This is a genomic window from Barnesiella sp. An22 (assembly GCF_002159975.1).
GTDB lineage: Bacteria > Bacteroidota > Bacteroidia > Bacteroidales > Barnesiellaceae > Barnesiella > Barnesiella merdigallinarum.
The window spans coordinates 54,064-71,314 of record NZ_NFJR01000007.1 but is presented as its reverse complement, the minus strand read 5'-3'; the positions used below and the strand labels follow the sequence as shown (position 1 = coordinate 71,314).

The following is a 17,251-nucleotide window of genomic DNA, read 5'->3' as shown; positions in this document are numbered from 1 at the left end:
TATTTTTACCATAAATATCCTATTGAAATGCTCAACTCGTTGACGGCCCGCGAGAGCTTTACCTGCCCCACCTGCGAGTCGTCGAGGTCGATTTTGAACGATTGGTCTTTCGAGTTTCCTATGCAGTAGGCATACCGAAAGTCGATGTACAGGTGGCCGATGGTGGTACTCAGTCCGCCCACGGCGTAGAACGAGAAGCTGTTGGGCTTGTCGTCGTAGACCAGATTGCGCGATGTCGTGCCGTTGACATCGATCTGGCTGGTTTCGTTGCAGATGTACGAGACGCGCGGTCCGGCAAAGAGGTTCATCAGGAAGGGCCCGTGCTTGGTGATGTTGTAGCCGTACAGCACGGGAACATCGATGGCATAGGCCGAGGTGTTGATTTTGCTCAATCCGTAGTCGGGGTTGTACAGCCGGGTGTGCGACTGGTGCATGCCCACCTCGAGTTGGATATAGTTGCGTTTGAAGTTGTACCGCCCGATAAAGGAGCCTGTGAGTCCCAGACTCGATTCGGAGTCCGATTCGTCTATCTGGGTGCCGTCGAGGCTCATGTGACGTATGTCGACCAGGGGAGCGTTCACTCCCAGCCGTACGCCCCAGTTGAACCGTTTGCTCACGTTCAGCTCCTTCACCTGCGCTTGTGCGGCAAAGGTGAGCGAGAGTGCGATACAGATAGCAGTGGCCAGTCTCTTCATGCGCGTGTATTTGTCTATTTGTTTTTCTTTTGTACCGACCAGCCGAACTTGCCTATCTCGCGACCCATCTCGTAGTAGTGCCCGTGCGAGTAGACCAGCAGGTTGGCCTTCTGCATGTCGAAGGCGCCGGTCGAGGGGTCGATGTAGCGGTCGTCGGCCAGCAGGTTGACGACGTCGGCGATGAACATGTCGTGCGAGCCCAGGCGTACGATTTCGCGGGCCTTGCATTCGATACAGAGGGGCGACTCGTCTACGTAGGGGGCCTGCACGATTTGTGCCTGGCGGGGGGTGAGCCCGGTCTTCTCGAACTTGTTGTAGTCTTTGCCCGAGGTGACGCCGCACCAGTCGGTCGCATGGGCCATCTCGACAGTAGTGAGGTTGATGACAAACTCCATGTTCTTGCGCAGAATCTCGTAGGAGTAGCGCTCGGGACGTATCGACACATAGCACATGGGCGGGTTGGTACATATCGTGCCCACCCAGCTGACGGTAAGCAGGTTGTACTCTTCGGGCGTGCTGCCGCAACTCACCAGTGCGGCGGGCAGCGGGTAGATGGTGGTCCCGGGTTTCCAGGTCTGTTTCATGGGCCGGTGCGAGTTAGCAGATTTCTATTTCGTCTTTCGATACCGAGCGTTCGCAGTAGTGGCATTTGACCTGAATGTTCACCTTGTCGACCACGTGGAAGATCGTCTCCATGGGTTCGTTGTTGGTGATGCACTTGGGGTTGCTGCAACGGATGATGCCGTGCACCACGTCGGGGAGCGATACCTTGCGCTTCTCGGTCACCTGGTAGTCGTGTATGATGTTGATTTGCGCTTCGGGAGCTACCAGGGCTATCTTGTTCAGGTCCTCTTCCTTGAAGAAGCGGTCGGCCACCTTGATGATGCCCTTTTTACCTATCTTCTTGCTGGCGAGGTTGTTGCCTATGGTTATGCTGTTGGGGCAGTTTTCGAGGCCCAGGATAGAGACCACTTTGAAAAGTTGGTTCGAGGGAATGTGGTCGATCACCGTTCCGTTTTCGAGGGCAGCTACTTTTAATTCTTTCTTTTCGACGTTCATGATTTTCGAAATGGTGGGGGGTTAAACTTCAATTCCTAATACTTTGCAGATGATGGCTTGCCGGGCATACAGACCGTTTTGGGCCTGTTGGAAGTAGTATGCCTTGGGGTTGCTGTCGACGTCGTATGAGATTTCGTTGACACGGGGCAGCGGGTGCAGAACCCGCAGGTTGTCTTTGCTGTGCTCGAGCATGCTGTTGTGCAAAGTGTAGACGTTCTTTACCTTCTCGTACTCCATGAGGTCGGTAAACCGTTCGCGCTGTACGCGGGTCATGTAGAGAATGTCGGCCTGGTTGATGACATCCTCGGAAAATTCGGAGTGCTCGAAGTAGGGGATGTGGTGCTGCTCGCAGAATATCTTGTACTCGATGGGCATCTTCAACTCGTCGGGAGCGACGAAGTGGAAGGTGGGGTTGAAGTGCGACATGGCCATGAGCAGCGAGTGTACCGTGCGCCCGTATTTCAAATCGCCTACCATCGTGATGTTCAGGTTTGAGAGGGTACCTTGTGTCTTGTAAATCGAGTAGAGGTCGAGCATCGTCTGCGAGGGGTGTTGGTTGGCACCGTCGCCGGCGTTGATGACGGGCACCGATGCAATCTCCGAGGCGTAACGGGCGGCCCCTTCGAGGTGGTGCCGCATGATGATCAGGTCGACATAGTTGCTCACCATCATGATGGTGTCTTTCAGCGTCTCGCCCTTCGACGAGCTGGTGGTGCTGGCGTCGGAGAAGCCGATGATTCTTCCGCCCAGTCGGTTGACGGCAGTCTCGAAACTGAGGCGGGTGCGGGTCGATGGCTCGAAGAAGAGCGTGGCCACGACTTTGCCTTCCAGAATCTTTTGGTTGGGATTAGCCTCGAATCGACTTGCAGTTTGGAGCAGGTCCAGAATTTCTTCTTTTGAAAAATCGGTAATAGATACTAAACTCTCAGGTTTCATCGTCGGTATGATTTGTTTATAGGTTACACTATGGTTGTCCATAAAAAAAGCCAACACGACAATGAATGTCACGCTGGCTTGCTGTTCGTTCTATGTTGGAGAGAATATAATCCCCGGCGTTTGTAAAAATGCCTTTGTTGTAATGGATTATATGTCTGTTCCCGCCAATTCATTTCGATAAGCAAAGATAGTAAAAAAAGGGCGAAAGCCAAACTGTTTAGCCATAAAAAATATTCTTTATAAATCTGCAATATGTCGTTGAATGAAATATATTTGCTACCTTTGCTTTAGTAATTGGCTTTAAAGGGATTTGCAGGTGTGAGTCTCGGGCCGCAAAATCGTAGATATATAGGAAAGACAATGAAAGTGGATAGGATTAAAAGCGCTTTTAGCGACACCTCTCGTGTAATTAAATATATGTGGATTACCTTCGGTGCCCTGGTGCTCCTTGCCGTGGTCGCTTTTGCCATGATTGCCTGGGGATGGATCGGCTACATGCCGCCCATCGAGGATATGGAGAACCCCAAGGATAAGTTCGCTTCGGAAATCTATTCGTCCGACATGCAGGTGATAGGTCGTTTCTACCAGAGCAAGAGTAACCGGGTGTATGTGCACTACGACGAAATCTCGCCCTACCTGGTCGAAGCCCTTATCGCTACTGAAGACATCCGCTTCAAGGACCACTCGGGTATCGACGTGAAGGCGCTCTTCCGGGCCTTCATCAAGCGTGGACTCTTTTTCCAGAAGAGTGCCGGCGGTGGAAGTACCATCACCCAACAGTTGGCCAAGCTGCTCTATTCGCCCAGTGCCGACAACATCGTGGAGCGCCTCTTCCAGAAACCGCAGGAGTGGGTCATCGCCGTACAGCTCGAACGCTTCTATACCAAGGAGGAGATTGTGAACATGTATCTCAACCACTTCGACTTCCTCAACAATGCGGTGGGTATCCAGTCGGCTGCTTACATTTACTTCCACACCACCCCCGACAAGCTGAAAATCGAGGAGGCAGCCACGCTGGTGGGCATGTGTAAAAACCCTTCGTACTACAATCCGCGCCGCTATAACGAGCGCACGCGCGGGCGCCGCAACACGGTGTTGGACCAGATGTACAAAGCCAAATACATTACCAAGGCCGAGCGTGACTCGCTGCAGGCTTTGCCGCTGGAGCTGCACTACACGCGGGTCGACCACAAGGAGGGATTGGCGCCCTACTTCAGAGAGCAGTTGCGCTTGATGATGACGGCCAAGAAACCCGACCGGGCCGACTACCGCGGCTGGGAGGCTCAGAAATTTGTCGACGACTCCATAGCCTGGGCCACCAACCCGCTCTATGGCTGGTGCGAGAAGAACCGCAAGGCCGATGGCTCGAAATACAATATCTATACCGACGGTCTCAAAATCTACACGACCATCGACTCGCGCATGCAGCGCTATGCCGAGGAGGCTGTCGAGGAGCATCTGGGCCACTACCTGCAACCCCGCTTTTTTGCCGAGAAAAAGGGACGCAGCTACGCACCCTTCTCGCGCAGCATCACGAAGGAGGAGCGCGAGGGCATTCTCGAGCGGGCCATGAAACAGTCCGACCGCTACCGGGCCATGAAGCAGGCCGGGGCGAGCGACGAGCGCATCCGGCAGGCCTTCGTTACGCCGGTCGAGATGCAGGTCTTCTCGTACGACGGCATGATCGATACGATTATGTCGCCCATGGATTCGATACGGTATCAGAAGTCGTTCCTCCGCACGGGCTTCATGTCGATGGATCCCCATACAGGCCATGTGAAAGCCTATGTGGGTGGACCCGATTTCGAGCATTTCCAATACAACATGGTGTCGGTAGGCCGCCGGCAAATCGGGTCGACGGTGAAACCGTTCCTCTATACGCTGGCCATGGAAGAGGGCTTCACCCCCTGCGACATGTTCCTGAACGAACAGCCCACGCTCATCACCGAAGACGGCAAGGCGTGGTCGCCCCGCAACTCGTCGAAGGCGAGGGTGGGCGAGATGGTGACCCTCCGCTGGGGGTTGGCCAACTCGAACAACTGGATTTCGGCCCGGTTGATGGACAAGCTGTCGCCCTCGTCGCTGGCCCGGCTGATGCACTCGTTCGGTATCAAGAATAAAATCGACGAGGTGGTATCGCTCTGTCTGGGTCCGGTCGACGTTTCGGTCGAGGAGATGGTGACCGCCTATACCGCTTTTTCGAACAAAGGAGTGCGGGTAGACCCCCTCTATGTCACCCGCATAGAAGATAATCTGGGCAATGTGATTGCCGAGTTCAACCCCACGATGACCGAGGTCTTCAGCGAACAGGCCTACTACCGCATTCTGCCCATGTTGCGCGACGTCATCGACCACGGTACCGGCGGCCGCGTGCGTTACCGCTACGGCATCACGGCTCCGATGGGTGGCAAGACGGGTACGACCAACAACAACTCCGACGGTTGGTTCATGGGCTTTACCCCCGACCTGGTTTCGGGCGTGTGGGTAGGTGGCGAGGACCGCTCGATTCACTTCGACGGCATGGCCGACGGTCAGGGTGCCAGCATGGCCCTGCCTATCTACGGCCTCTACATGCAGAAGGTCTATGCCGACCCCACGCTGGGCTATTCACAGCAGAGCAACTTTGAGATTCCGGCCGAGTATGCCGACCCCTGCAGTGGCGGTTCCTACGTCGAGGAGCCCGCCCAGGAGGCTCCGATGGAGAGTATCGAGGGAATATTCGATTAAAGATAACTACAATAGATGCAACAAGAGAGGCGAGTGCGTGACTTGCCTCTCTTGTCGTATAGGGGGAGTATGTTTACAAGGTGTTGTTACGGGGGGTAATGTTGCGCATGTGGCGCACAAACTCCTTGCTGGCGAGGTAGCGGCCTATGTGCTGGGCGTGGTTGCTGTTGTGCATGTCGCTGCCCAGGTAATCGACCATCTGTTTCGAGACCAGCCACTCGGCCACCTCTTTCGTCCGCTTGTTGTAGTAGCCGGCCAGCGAGAGCAGGTTGACCTGAAATTCGCATCCCTGGTCGTGCAGCTCCTGATAGATTTTCTTGTCGTCGTAGTAATAGGCATACCGCTCGGGGTGGGCCAGTATGGGCGAGAAGCCCTTGAGCTGCAGGTCGAAGACCAGCTCCTTGATGTTCCAGAAAGGTTGCAGAAACGAGTTCTCGATGAGCAGGTGGTTGCCCGGCATGGGCATCACCTCGTTGCGTTGCAGTATGGCCAGGAAATTGTCGTCCATGCGATACTCGGCCGAGTAGCACAACTGTATGCCCAGCTCGCCAAACTCGGGTTCGCGGCACAGCCGGTCGTAGGCATCGCCCACGGTTTGCGGGGTATTCTCGAAGGTAGCTTCGGTCACGTGAGGGGTAGCGATTACCTTTTCGATGCCCCATTCGCGCATCTGGCGCAGCAGGGGCAGCGAGTGCTCGGTGTCGGGCGAACCGTCGTCGATACCCGGCAGTATATGGCAGTGAACCTCTGTTGTATAGGGGAATAGAGGCTTTTCGGCAGACTTTTTATGGAAGAAATTGAACATACGCGAATGCCTTGAAAATTCGTTCGAGATACAAAAGTACGCTTTTTCTTTTGATTATAAGTTAAAGAATATTATATTTGTATGCTTGAAATCATGTAATGTGGAAAAAAGTAACACCTATTAAATCAGATTGCTATGTCAAGAAAATTGAAAATTCGAGATCTTACCCTTCGTGATGGGCAACAATCCTTGTTCGCAACTCGTCTTACCCAGGAGCAGATAAACCGGGTATTGCCTTATTATAAGGATGCCGGCTTCTTTGCCATGGAGGTATGGGGTGGTGCAGTACCCGACTCGGTGATGCGCTATCTGAACGAGAGCCCTTGGACCCGCCTCAAAACCATTAGCGATGCTATTGGCGGCGCTTCGTATTTAACTGCTCTCTCTCGGGGACGCAATTTGTTTGGATATGCCCCTTATCCCGATTCGGTACTCGACGGTTTTTATCGCGAGGCCGTAGCCAACGGGTTGGGAATTATGCGTATATTCGATGCTCTCAACGACCTGAACAACGTGAAGTCGTCGGTCGAAAAGATAAATGCCGTGGGCGCTATCTCCGATGGTGCCGTATGCTACACGGTAGACCCGCACTATACCATCACCTTTATGGACCGGGTGAAAGCCCTCTTCGGCAAGAAGTTGCCCAAACCCATCTTTACCGACGACTATTTCGTAGAGAAGGCTGTCGGCTTCGAGAAACTGGGTGCCAAGATGGTAACCTTGAAAGATATGGCCGGTCTGGTAAATCCGTCGCGTATCGCCTCGCTGATGCCTAAGTTGAAAAAGGCACTGAAGGTACCCGTCGACTTCCACACCCACTGTACGCCGGGTTACGGTCTGGCTTCGTCGCTCATGGCCGTGATACACGGGGTAGACATTCTCGATACCAACATCTGGTATTTCGGTGGCGGTTCGGCTGCTCCGGCCATCGAGTTGCTCTACATCTTCTGCCAGAAACTGGGCGTGGAGATGGAGGTCAACATGAGCGCCGTGAGCAAGATTCGTGCCGAGTTGCTGGGTATCCGCCGCGAGCTCGCCGCCTACGACCTGAAGAAAGACTCCTTCCCCATTGCCTTCGACCCGCTCATCGACAAGCTGCCCGACAACATTGATAAACTTTTCGATACGGCTATCGATGCGGCCAAACGCAACGACGAGCCCGCATTGCTCGACGCTTGCCACGCCATCGAAAACTACTTCGGTTTCCCCAAACCCAACGAACTGGTGAAAGAGGCCGAGGTTCCCGGCGGTATGTACTCCAACATGGTGGCTCAGCTCAAACAGCTCAAGGCCGAGCACGTACTCGACGACGCCATGAAGCTGATTCCGAAGGTACGTTCCGATGCCGGTCTGGTGCCTCTGGTTACGCCTACCAGCCAAATCGTAGGTAGCCAGGCTGTAAGCTGCGCCCTCGACCGTCTGAAAGGCAACCCCGAATACACGACGGTTTCGAACCAGTTCAAGGCCTTGGTAAAAGGCGAGTACGGTAAGACGCCGGTACCCGTCGATCCCAAGTTCCGCGAGAAGATTACCGGCAGCCCCATCGAGACGCCCTACGATACCAATTCGTACAAGGCTCCCGAGAATCCCGTGCTGCCCGAGTTCGGTGGTGTGAAGCTGGCCGAGAACGAACAGGAATACCTGTTGCTCGAGCTCTTCCCCAACGTGGCTACCACCTTCTTGAAAGGCGTGCGTGCCGCCGAATACGAGGCCAAGAAACCGGCTGTCGAAGAGAAGAAGGAAGAGGTTCAGGAGGCTGCTCCCGTTGAGCCCATCACCGGCCCCACCATCGACGCTCCCATGGGTGGCAAGGTAGTCGAAATCAAAGTGAAAGTAGGCGACCAGGTGAAGAAGGACGACGTGGTGCTCGTATACGAGGCCATGAAGATGGAGAACGATATTCTCTCGACCCTCAACGGTAAGGTAAAACGCATTCTCGTAAAAGAGAACGACGTGGTAGGTACCAACGACCCGCTCATCGAATTTGAATAATCGACGAATAAATCAGGTCCCGGCCGGTGCCAAAAGCGCCGGCCGGACTTTTTTTGTGAAAAAGTGAAGTAAATATTTTTCTAAGTCGAAACTTATCCCTACATTTGCAAGCCATTACGAAAAAATCACGCTACCAACGTGAACATTTGATAATATTAAAAAGACGATATAACAATGAAAAAAGGAATCCATCCTGATAACTACCGTCCCGTAGTTTTCAAAGACATGTCGAACGACGAAATTTTTATCACCCGTTCAACGGTTGCAGCCAAAGAAACAATCGAAATTGATGGCGTTACCTATCCTCTGGTAAAGCTGGAAATCACCAGTTCGTCGCACCCCTTCTTCACCGGTAAACAGAAACTCGTGGATACCGCAGGTCGTGTGGACAAGTTCATGAGCCGTTACGGCAATCGCAAGAAATAATTGACAGTTCAATTATAGGATTAAACAGTACCCCGGTCGTCAGGCCGGGGTATTTTGTTTTCAGGCGGAACCTTTCGAGGGTGCCGCCTTCCTTGTTCCGAGTGGGAGAGGGAAGAGTACGGTCATATGGATGAATACTTCAGACGCCCGGTATATTGCGATTCGCGGGCAAAAGACGTATCTTTGTCCCTCAAAGAGAAAAGCCCATGGAAAAGAAAAAATTCAGTCTTGCCGCTCGAGCCCGCAGCTTCAAGTATGCCGGGCGCGGCATCGTCCGGTTGATAAGCCGCGAGCACAATGCCTGGATACACTGTTTTGTAGCCGTGTGTGTGGTGGTGGTCGGTGCGTTGGTGAGGCTGTCGGCTCTCGAGTGGGCGGCCGTGGTGCTCTGCATCGGTGTCGTGCTGGCGGCCGAGGGCATCAACTCGGCCATCGAAGCTCTGTGCGACCGGGTGTCGCCCGATTACGACGAGGCCATCAAGCATGCCAAGGACCTGGCAGCCGGGGCCGTGCTCATCGTGGCCATCATGTCGGTCGTGGTGGGGTTGTTGATATTTGTTCCCAAATTTATAACCCTGTGGTCGTGATGAAACGTATTATTCTCTCTGTGGTCTTGGCATTGCTGGTGGTTGGCCAGTCGGTGCGGGCCGAAGGGTTGAGCCGGAGCCGCCAGGCGGTGAAGGTCTCGAGCGATGTATTGCTGGTAGCCATGCCGGTAGCCACGGCTTCGGCCATGCTGGCCATGAAAGACTGGACCGGTTTCAAGCAGGCTGCCTTTACCGGGCTGACTACCCTGGGTGCCACCTATCTGCTCAAGTTTGCCGTCCACAAGGAGCGGCCCGACCACAGCAACAACCTCTCGTTCCCCTCGGGACACACCTCGGTTACCTTTGCCAATGCGGCCTTCGTGCAGCGTCGCTACGGTTGGGCGTGGGGTGCTCCGGCCTATGCCGTGGCTGCCTATGTGGGCTGGGCCCGTACCTATGCCCGCCGGCACGACTGGTGGGATGTGGCCGCCGGAGCCCTTATCGGTGCCGGCAGTGCCTATATCTATACCCGTCCCTTTGCGCGTGACAAGCAGTTGGTCATCTCGCCCGTCTCCGACGGTACCTCTTTCGGGGTCTACGCCTCGCTCACTTTCTAATCTCTTTTGCCCTCTCGTCTGTTTTCTTTCCCGACGGGTACCGACACCTGCCGGGCTTCCCGATGTGGCCGTACGGGCCCAAAAAAGCCCGCCGCAAAGGCTCGGGAGCTTTGCGGCGGGTGATATGGAACGGGTGGCCTTGATGGATTAGCCACCGAAGTTGTCGTACATGAGGTTCTCTTCGGGTACACCCAAATCCCACAGCATCTTCTCGACGGCCTTCGACATGGGGCCGGGGCCGCACATGTAGTATTCGATGTCTTCGGGAGCCTCGTGGTCCTTCAGATAGGTGATGTAGATGACCTGATGAACGAATCCCGGGGTGTACTTCACGCCGGCGGCATCGGCGGCCGGGTCGGGCCGGTCGAGGGCCAGGTGGAACGAGAAGTTGGGGAACTCCTTCTCCAGCTCGAGGAAGTCGTTCAGGTAGAAGACCTCGTTGAGGGCACGGGCACCGTAGAAGTAAGACATCTTGCGGTCGGTCGTGTGGAGGGTCTTGGTCATGTGCATGATTTGCGAACGCAGGGGAGCCATACCGGCACCACCGCCGATCCACATCATCTCGCGTTTCGAGTTGAAGATGGGATGGAAGTCGCCGTAAGGGCCGCTCATGATTACCTTGTCGCCCGGTTTCAGGGTGTAGATATACGACGAGGCGATACCCGGCATCACATCCTGGAAGCCCACTTGAGGTTTCGGTTTGAAGGGCGGCGTGGCGATACGAACCGTCAGCATGATGCGGTCGCCCTCGGCCGGATAGTTGGCCATGGAGTAGGCCCGGATGGTGGGCTCGGTGTTTTTACACTTGAGGCCGAAGAGTCCGAATTTCTCCCACGAGGGCAAATATTCGTCGCCGATGAGGCTCTTGTCTATATCCTTGTCGTAGTCCATCTCGAAGGTAGGAATCTTGATTTGGGCATACGAACCGGGGATAAAGTTCATGTGCTCGCCGGGAGGCAGAGCCACGATAAACTCTTTGATGAAGGTGGCCACGTTTTTGTTCGAGATAACCTCGCACTCCCACTCTTTCACGCCCAGAACCGATTCGGGAACGACGATTTTCATGTCGTTCTTCACCTTCACCTGGCAGCCCAGCCGCCAGTGGTTCATCTGTTGCTTGCGCGAGAAGTGTACCTGCTCGGTGGGCAGAATTTCGCCGCCGCCCTCGAGTACCTGACAGCGGCACTGTCCGCACGATCCGCCTCCGCCGCAGGCCGAGGGGAGGAATATTTTCTCGTTGGCCAGGGTGCTCAGCAGGCTGCCGCCCGTGTCGACCTCGACCTTTTTGTCGTCGTTGATGGTGATGACCGCCTTGCCCGACGGCACCAGGTATTTCTTGGCGATGAGCAGAATCACTACCAGCAGGAGCGATACGCCCAAGAATAAAACAATGCTCGATATGATTGTCGTTGACATGGAACTTATTGCTAATAACATCGTGACTCTCCTTTCAAAGTTTGATTCCTAAAAAGCTCATGAAGGCGATACCCATCAGGCCGGTGATGATGAAGGTGATGCCTATGCCCCGCAGCGGTGCCGGTATGTTGGAGTAGCTGAGCTTCTCGCGAATGGCGGCCAGGCAGACGATGGCCAGCATCCAGCCTATACCCGAACCGATGCCGTAGACGGTAGCGCTCGTTACCGAGGGGAAGTTGCGCTGCTGCATGAAGAGCGAACCACCCAGGATGGCACAGTTCACGGCGATAAGCGGCAGGAAGATACCCAGCGAGGCGTAGAGCGAGGGCGAGTATTTCTCGACGAACATCTCGACGAGCTGCACCATCGAGGCGATGATGGCGATAAACATAATCAGACTCAAGAAACTCAGGTCGAGTTGCGCATATTCGGGGCCCAGCCATTTGAGGGCGCCGGCTTTCAGCACGTAGGTTTCGAGCAGATAGTTGACCGGCAGGGTGATGGCCAGCACGAAGGTGACGGCGATACCCAGACCGAATGCCGTTTTCACGTTCTTCGATACGGCCAGGTAGGAGCACATACCGAGGAAGTAGGCAAATATCATGTTGTCTATGAAGATAGACCTGACGAACAGATTTAGATTTTCCATATATCAAGTAGCTTATCGCGGTTTCTTATTGTTGCAAATCTTTATTGCGGGAGCGGTGTACCCAAATGATGCAGGCCACGGTGATGAGCGCCATGGGCGGGAGTATCATCAGGCCGTTGTTCTGGTAGCCCCAGTCGTAGAGTTGTTGGGGGATAACCTGGTACCCGAAGAGGGTGCCCGAGCCCAGCAGCTCTCTGAAGAAGGCGACGATGACCAGGATGATGCCGTAGCCTACGCCGTTGCCCACACCGTCGAGGAACGACTCCCAGGGCTTATGGCTCAGCGCGAAGGCCTCGAGGCGTCCCATAAGGATACAGTTGGTAATGATGAGCCCCACGAAGACCGAGAGCTGTTTGCTCACCTGGTACATATAGGCTTTGAGCACCTGATCTACGATGATAACCAGTGCCGCAACCACTACCAGCTGTACAATGATGCGGATGCTGTTGGGGATGGTATTGCGCAGCAGCGAGATGATGACGTTGGCGAAAGCGACGACGGCAGTCACCGATACGGCCATGACGAGTGCCGGTTCGAGTTTTGCCGTTACGGCCAGGGCCGAACAGATACCCAATATCTGCACGATCACCGGGTTGTTCTTGGAGAGCGGCCCTAAAAGTATCTCTTTATTCTTTTTTGACAACATGGCTTATATATTCTTTGAATTGAGCGATTCTAAAAATTGGGCATAGGGTTCCACGCAACTTTGCAGCATGCTCTGTACCCCTTTGCTCGTGATGGTTCCACCCGATACGGCATCGACGTAGTCGGCCCCGTTTTGCGGTTTCCGTCCGGCCTTCTCCACGGCGATGGGCATGAAGGCACCGTCGATGAAGAAGTGTTTGCCCTGGAACTGTTTCTGGAACTGCGGTTTCTCGATTTCGGCTCCCAGACCCGGAGTTTCGCTCTGGTGAGCGAAGTAGGCACCGTAGACCGTATTGCCGTCGTTCTCGATCGAGATGTATCCCCAGATGGGGCCCCACAGACCGGCACCCGACAGGGGGATGATGTATTTGGGCGAGCCCGAGTCGTCGGTGCAGATAAAGATGGGCAGCGTGCGCTGGCTTTCGGGCAGCTTCAGCTGGTCGGCGATATTCATCGAGAACGATTCGCCCTTGACCAGTTGGCCGTTGGCATCGACTACAAACGAGTCGTCGATGTATTTGCCGTACAGCTCCTGAGCATTCTCGGGAGTCGACACGATATTGACCGAGTTGAGTATCTGGCTCATCTTGTCGATAGCGATATTCTTCTGCTGGGCCGGTTTGAGGCCAATGGCGGCGAAGGCCAGAATGAAGGCTACGACGATGACCATAACCGCGGTATAGATGAGCGTATATGTATTACCTTGTTTGTTCATAGCTGTAATTCTATTTTGTCAAGTTTTTGGCTCGTTTGAGACGGTGGCGGATATTGGCCTCGACCACGAAGTAGTCGATGAGCGGGGCGAATGCGTTCATAAGCAGCACGGCCAGCATGGCGCCTTCGGGGTATCCGCTGTTGAATACCCGGATGAGGATGGCCAGCACACCCACCAGGAAACCGAAGATGTATTTACCCGTATTGGTACGTGCGCCCGTTACCGGGTCGGTAGCCATGAATACGGCGGCAAAGGCAAAACCGCCCAGGCAAATCTGCTCGAGGGGCGAGAGTTGTGCAGCCGGATAGATGTCGGGGTTGGCGAACCAGTTGCAGATGAGGCTCATCACGATACCGCCGGCGAATACCGAAAGCATCACGCGCCAGCTGGCAATGCCCGTAGCCAGTAGAATGACGGCACCGATGAGGATGGCTAGCGTCGAAGTCTCGCCGATGGAGCCGGGAATGAACCCGAGGAACATGTCGTGCAGCGAGAGCGTGTTACCCAGAATGTCGGTCAGCTGCAGGGCACCGCCGCCCGTGTGGGTAGCAGCCTGCCCCAGCGGGGTAGCTCCCGAGAAGCCCTCGACAACCTGTCCGGCACCCAGGCCGAAGGTATCGCCCGTGCGTACGAACACCTCGTCGCCCGACATCTTGGAGGGGTAGGCAAAGAAGAGGAACGCACGCGTTACCAGTGCGATGTTGAAGATATTCATACCCGTACCGCCGAATACCTCTTTGGCAAAGATGACGGCAAAGGCCGTAGCCACGGCAATCATCCACAGCGGGGTGTCGACCGGCACAATCATGGGGATGAGCATACCCGATACCAGGAAGCCCTCCTGGATTTCGTGGTGACGCAGCTGTGCGGCGGTAAACTCGATGCCCAGACCCACCACATACGATACCACGATTTTGGGCAGCACGGCCAGGAATCCGAAGAGGAAGACCGACCAGAACGACGTCTGTGCCAGCTCGCCTATGGCCAGGTAGTGCTGATAGCCCACATTGTACATACCGAAGAGCAGGGCCGGCAGCAGGGCGACGATAACGACCGTCATCGTCCGTTTCGAGTCTATGCTGTCGTGAATGTGTACTCCCGAACGCGAGGTGGTGTTGGGAACAAACAGGAATGATTCAAACCCTTCGAATACCGATTGGAACATAGACAATTTCCCGCCCGGTTCGAAGTGGGGTTTGATTTTGTCTATATAATTCTTTAAAGCTTTCAAAGTTGTTTTGTATTAAAATGGTTATTGTTTCTCTTAGTTCATCTCTTTCATCAGGTGGTCGAGGCCGTTACGCACGATTTTCTGCAACTCGAGTTTCGAGGTGTCGACAAATTCGCACAGGGCAAAATCCTCGGGAGCCACTTCGTAGATACCCAGATTCTCCATCTTGTCGATGTCGAACGCCAGGATGGCCTTGATGAGGTATTCGGGATAGATGTCCATGGGGAATACCCGGTCGTACTCGTCGGACATGATGATGGCCCGCTCGCCGCCTCGTATACGGGCGTCGATGTCGTAGCGACGTTTCTTGCCCAGCAGCCACGAGAGGTACGAGTGGCTCATGCTGTATTTGTGGGGATTGAGCGAGGCCCAGCCCATGAACTCGTTGCAGTTGTTGCCTTCGGGGATTACGGTCACCTGGGCCTGTCGGGCACCCAGATAGCCGTCGGCTCCGGCGTTGAACCCGGTGAGTACGTTGCCGCTGATGTAGCGGCGCTCATAGTGGGCCGGCTTGACCATGCCCTGGGTAATCGAGGCAATAGACGCTCCGGCGCAGGTGCGCACATAGTGGGGCTTGTTCACCTCTGCACCGGTGACGGCCACCAGCCGCGAGAAGTCGACATGACCCGTCTCGAGCAGTCGTCCGATGAACAGCAGGTCGAGGGCGTTGATGGTCCACACGATTTCACCCTTGTTGATGGGGGAGATGTGGTTGATCTGCACCCCTACGTTGCCGGCGGGGTGGGGACCGTCGAATACGACCGTTTCGCCGTTCTTGACCTCGATGGGCGACCGTTTGGAGACACCCACATAGACCTTGCCCGGGGTGAGCCGTGCCAGCGCCTTCAACCCCGTTTCGAGGTGGTGCATCTCGTCTTTCAGCACAAAGGCATAGTCGGGGGCCAGCGGGGCCGAGTCGAATGCCGTCACGAAGATGTCGCGCGGCGTCGTGTTGGGGTTGGCGATAATGTCGTAGGGACGTTGCTTGATAAATGCAAACGTGCCCGACTTCAGCAGCAGCGCCTTCAGGTCGCTTGCCTGCATCGTGTCGGGCGATACTTTACCGAACTCGACGGCTTGTTGTGTGGCGTCGGGCTTGATGGTGATCTTCATCACCTTGCGCCGTTCGCCGCGCTCTACGGCAACTACCTCGCCGCTTACGGGCGAAGTGACCACTACATCGGTGAGCGTCTTGTCGTGCATGACTGGCGAACCGGCCAGAACCTTGTCGCCCGGTTTGACGTCGACCTTGGGAGTCAATCCCGTAAAATCGTCGGGGATAATGGCGTATAGCTGACTGTTTGTCGAGTTGGATATTTCAAGGGCTGGAGCACCTTCCAACTGAATGTCGAGCCCTTTTTTGATTTTGACTACATGATTCATCATGGATGTAGAAAATGAAATTTTTGGCAAAATTACAATTCTTTTCGGTTTCTGATAGAAACTTATCTCTATTTTTTTAAAGCGGTGTTTGTTGTGCACGCTTCTCGAGGGGGGCGTAAGGGGTGGTGCCGGGTGTAGAGGGTGGGGTATCCCTGCTTTTCGATAAGGCGTTCGACCAGAGACGTTCGGCCGAATGGCCGGCCCGGGATGCCGGAATGCCGGTGGCCGATTCGGGCTCTCGATTGCGGCCGCAGACAGTCGGGCAAAGGGGCAAAAAAACTCATTGTAAAGCGGTTGTGATTCCCTGTCTACATCGGAAATAGAGAACAAAGTGTCACAGAAAAAAAAAGAGAATTATTTTTTTCTCTCGAAATAATGTGCTACATTTGACGCACAAATGCAAAAAAGGTAACAATTGGACTCGAAAAGAAGGGATGAGCCCTCGGAAAGAGCCCTTTGCATATAATAAATGTAGGAGTGTATACGTTTTATGAAATAGGCAGTGTGCGAGCGAGGATAATTTCGCGGGATACAGTGCCGAACGGGTGAAATAAAGGATTGAACTGAACTAAATAACTAATACAAACACTTAGATTTTATTTAATTATGGAAGCTAAAAAAGCTAAAAAGAACAAGGTGCGCGGTATAAAAAACGCATTTATTGTAATCATCATCTGTTTTATCATCGCATTGGTGGTATTTACTCAAGTACTTGGTGCTCCTACAAACTTTGAAGGTGGCGATCCCGAGGGTGGACATCCTCTGAATCTGCTGGGTACAATCTATAAAGGTGGTTTCATCGTACCTATTCTGCAAACTTTGCTGTTGACGGTAATCGTTCTCTCGGTTGAGCGTTTCATCGCCATGTTGAGCGTTAAAGGTAAAGGTAGTGTCGACAAATTCGTTGCCGCTGTAAAAGCTGCTTTGGAAAAAGGCGACATCGCCGGTGCTCAAGCTCTCTGCGAAAAACAACGTGGTACGGTTGCCAGCGTAGTTGCTTCGGCTCTTATCCGCTACGGCGAAGTTGAACACGACGACACGCTGTCGAAAGAACAAAAAATCGAGGCTATCCAAAAACAACTCGAAGAGGCTGCTGCTCTCGAAATGCCTGCCATGCAACAGAACTTGCCTATCGTTGCTACCATGACGACGCTGGGTACGCTGGTCGGACTTCTCGGTACTGTGTTGGGTATGATCAAATCGTTCCAGGCTCTGGCCACTGCCGGTGCTCCTGACTCGGTTGCCCTGTCGACCGGTATTTCCGAGGCCCTTGTAAACACGGCATTCGGTATCGCAACTGGTGCACTCGCTGTAATTTCGTATAACTATTTCTCTAACAGAATCGACAACATCACCTACGCTATCGACGAGGTAGGTTTCTGCATTGTTAACACATTCGCTGCTACTCACAAGTAATCGGCATAAAAT

At 54.2% G+C, this 17,251-nt stretch carries 17 protein-coding genes; 6 read left to right on the top strand and 11 right to left on the bottom strand.

Annotation, left to right across the window (positions count from 1 at the left end; all coding sequences use genetic code 11):
* Positions 1–5 precede the first annotated feature (5 nt).
* Genes B5F38_RS08670 through pyrB form a run of 4 tightly spaced genes read right to left on the bottom strand, consistent with a single transcriptional unit; the run spans position 6 to position 2,690 of the window.
* Complete coding sequence (locus B5F38_RS08670) at positions 6–695, bottom strand: porin family protein (RefSeq protein ID WP_087408897.1); 690 nt, start codon at positions 693–695, stop codon at positions 6–8.
* Positions 696–709: 14 nt separating this feature from the next.
* Positions 710–1,279: a flavin reductase family protein gene (locus B5F38_RS08665; protein ID WP_087408896.1), complete on the bottom strand. Its 570-nt coding sequence runs from the start codon at positions 1,277–1,279 to the stop codon at positions 710–712.
* Between the two features lie 13 nt (positions 1,280–1,292).
* Positions 1,293–1,754 (bottom strand): aspartate carbamoyltransferase regulatory subunit, encoded by a 462-nt coding sequence (gene pyrI / locus B5F38_RS08660; RefSeq protein WP_087408895.1) that lies wholly within the window; start codon positions 1,752–1,754, stop codon positions 1,293–1,295.
* Between the two features lie 21 nt (positions 1,755–1,775).
* Positions 1,776–2,690, bottom strand: coding sequence for an aspartate carbamoyltransferase (gene pyrB, locus B5F38_RS08655; RefSeq protein ID WP_087408894.1), 915 nt, complete (start codon positions 2,688–2,690; stop codon positions 1,776–1,778).
* 417 nt (positions 2,691–3,107) lie between these two features.
* Between pyrB and B5F38_RS08650 the strand changes: the two genes are divergently transcribed.
* Positions 3,108–5,417 carry a transglycosylase domain-containing protein gene (locus B5F38_RS08650; protein ID WP_087408893.1) on the top strand — a complete coding sequence of 770 codons (2,310 nt, stop codon included), beginning with the start codon at positions 3,108–3,110 and terminating at the stop codon, positions 5,415–5,417.
* Positions 5,418–5,490: 73 nt separating this feature from the next.
* Here the strand turns inward: B5F38_RS08650 and B5F38_RS08645 are convergent, their stop codons facing one another.
* The gene (locus tag B5F38_RS08645; protein WP_087408892.1) at positions 5,491–6,222 is read right to left on the bottom strand and encodes a CpsB/CapC family capsule biosynthesis tyrosine phosphatase; all 732 of its coding nucleotides are present in this window, start codon (positions 6,220–6,222) and stop codon (positions 5,491–5,493) included.
* 135 nt (positions 6,223–6,357) lie between these two features.
* Here B5F38_RS08645 and B5F38_RS08640 point away from each other — a divergent pair, with 135 nt between their 5' ends.
* From B5F38_RS08640 to B5F38_RS08625, 4 genes are all read left to right on the top strand, one after another.
* On the top strand, positions 6,358–8,214 hold the full coding sequence (locus tag B5F38_RS08640) for a biotin/lipoyl-containing protein (protein WP_087408891.1): 1,857 nt from the start codon (positions 6,358–6,360) through the stop codon (positions 8,212–8,214).
* A gap of 174 nt (positions 8,215–8,388) precedes the next feature.
* A complete protein-coding gene (locus tag B5F38_RS08635; protein ID WP_087408890.1) occupies positions 8,389–8,640 on the top strand; it encodes a type B 50S ribosomal protein L31 in 252 nt (83 codons plus the stop codon).
* Positions 8,641–8,846: 206 nt separating this feature from the next.
* A complete protein-coding gene (locus tag B5F38_RS08630; protein WP_087408889.1) occupies positions 8,847–9,227 on the top strand; it encodes a diacylglycerol kinase family protein in 381 nt (126 codons plus the stop codon).
* A complete protein-coding gene (locus B5F38_RS08625; protein WP_087408888.1) occupies positions 9,227–9,784 on the top strand; it encodes a phosphatase PAP2 family protein in 558 nt (185 codons plus the stop codon). The genes B5F38_RS08630 and B5F38_RS08625 overlap by 1 nt, the downstream gene beginning before the upstream one ends.
* Positions 9,785–9,931: 147 nt before the next feature.
* Here B5F38_RS08625 and nqrF read toward each other — a convergent pair whose 3' ends face one another.
* The 6 genes from nqrF to B5F38_RS08595 are packed head-to-tail and all read right to left on the bottom strand — an operon-like array spanning position 9,932 to position 15,823.
* Complete coding sequence (gene nqrF, locus B5F38_RS08620) at positions 9,932–11,200, bottom strand: NADH:ubiquinone reductase (Na(+)-transporting) subunit F (RefSeq protein ID WP_087408887.1); 1,269 nt, start codon at positions 11,198–11,200, stop codon at positions 9,932–9,934.
* Positions 11,201–11,234: 34 nt separating this feature from the next.
* On the bottom strand, positions 11,235–11,849 hold the full coding sequence (nqrE, locus tag B5F38_RS08615) for an NADH:ubiquinone reductase (Na(+)-transporting) subunit E (RefSeq protein ID WP_087408886.1): 615 nt from the start codon (positions 11,847–11,849) through the stop codon (positions 11,235–11,237).
* A gap of 25 nt (positions 11,850–11,874) precedes the next feature.
* Positions 11,875–12,495, bottom strand: coding sequence for an NADH:ubiquinone reductase (Na(+)-transporting) subunit D (locus B5F38_RS08610; RefSeq protein WP_025279031.1), 621 nt, complete (start codon positions 12,493–12,495; stop codon positions 11,875–11,877).
* A 3-nt stretch (positions 12,496–12,498) separates the two neighbouring features.
* Positions 12,499–13,209, bottom strand: coding sequence for an NADH:ubiquinone reductase (Na(+)-transporting) subunit C (nqrC, locus tag B5F38_RS08605; protein WP_087408885.1), 711 nt, complete (start codon positions 13,207–13,209; stop codon positions 12,499–12,501).
* 10 nt (positions 13,210–13,219) lie between these two features.
* A complete protein-coding gene (locus B5F38_RS08600; protein ID WP_087408884.1) occupies positions 13,220–14,440 on the bottom strand; it encodes an NADH:ubiquinone reductase (Na(+)-transporting) subunit B in 1,221 nt (406 codons plus the stop codon).
* A gap of 33 nt (positions 14,441–14,473) precedes the next feature.
* Entirely contained in the window at positions 14,474–15,823 is a 1,350-nt protein-coding gene (locus B5F38_RS08595; protein ID WP_087408883.1) for a Na(+)-translocating NADH-quinone reductase subunit A, read from the bottom strand.
* A 606-nt stretch (positions 15,824–16,429) separates the two neighbouring features.
* Here B5F38_RS08595 and B5F38_RS08590 point away from each other — a divergent pair.
* On the top strand, positions 16,430–17,239 hold the full coding sequence (locus tag B5F38_RS08590) for a MotA/TolQ/ExbB proton channel family protein (protein ID WP_087408882.1): 810 nt from the start codon (positions 16,430–16,432) through the stop codon (positions 17,237–17,239).
* Positions 17,240–17,251 lie beyond the last annotated feature (12 nt).

Bases quoted from the DNA above. Each gene is read 5' to 3' on its own strand.
- B5F38_RS08670 (WP_087408897.1), bottom strand. From the start codon at position 695: ATGAAGAGACTGGCCACTGCTATCTGTATCGCACTCTCGCTCACCTTT.
- B5F38_RS08665 (WP_087408896.1), bottom strand. From the start codon at position 1,279: ATGAAACAGACCTGGAAACCCGGGACCACCATCTACCCGCTGCCCGCC.
- pyrI (WP_087408895.1), bottom strand. From the start codon at position 1,754: ATGAACGTCGAAAAGAAAGAATTAAAAGTAGCTGCCCTCGAAAACGGA.
- pyrB (WP_087408894.1), bottom strand. From the start codon at position 2,690: ATGAAACCTGAGAGTTTAGTATCTATTACCGATTTTTCAAAAGAAGAA.
- B5F38_RS08650 (WP_087408893.1), top strand. From the start codon at position 3,108: ATGTGGATTACCTTCGGTGCCCTGGTGCTCCTTGCCGTGGTCGCTTTT.
- B5F38_RS08645 (WP_087408892.1), bottom strand. From the start codon at position 6,222: ATGTTCAATTTCTTCCATAAAAAGTCTGCCGAAAAGCCTCTATTCCCC.
- B5F38_RS08640 (WP_087408891.1), top strand. From the start codon at position 6,358: ATGTCAAGAAAATTGAAAATTCGAGATCTTACCCTTCGTGATGGGCAA.
- B5F38_RS08635 (WP_087408890.1), top strand. From the start codon at position 8,389: ATGAAAAAAGGAATCCATCCTGATAACTACCGTCCCGTAGTTTTCAAA.
- B5F38_RS08630 (WP_087408889.1), top strand. From the start codon at position 8,847: ATGGAAAAGAAAAAATTCAGTCTTGCCGCTCGAGCCCGCAGCTTCAAG.
- B5F38_RS08625 (WP_087408888.1), top strand. From the start codon at position 9,227: ATGAAACGTATTATTCTCTCTGTGGTCTTGGCATTGCTGGTGGTTGGC.
- nqrF (WP_087408887.1), bottom strand. From the start codon at position 11,200: ATGTCAACGACAATCATATCGAGCATTGTTTTATTCTTGGGCGTATCG.
- nqrE (WP_087408886.1), bottom strand. From the start codon at position 11,849: ATGGAAAATCTAAATCTGTTCGTCAGGTCTATCTTCATAGACAACATG.
- B5F38_RS08610 (WP_025279031.1), bottom strand. From the start codon at position 12,495: ATGTTGTCAAAAAAGAATAAAGAGATACTTTTAGGGCCGCTCTCCAAG.
- nqrC (WP_087408885.1), bottom strand. From the start codon at position 13,209: ATGAACAAACAAGGTAATACATATACGCTCATCTATACCGCGGTTATG.
- B5F38_RS08595 (WP_087408883.1), bottom strand. From the start codon at position 15,823: ATGAATCATGTAGTCAAAATCAAAAAAGGGCTCGACATTCAGTTGGAA.
- B5F38_RS08590 (WP_087408882.1), top strand. From the start codon at position 16,430: ATGGAAGCTAAAAAAGCTAAAAAGAACAAGGTGCGCGGTATAAAAAAC.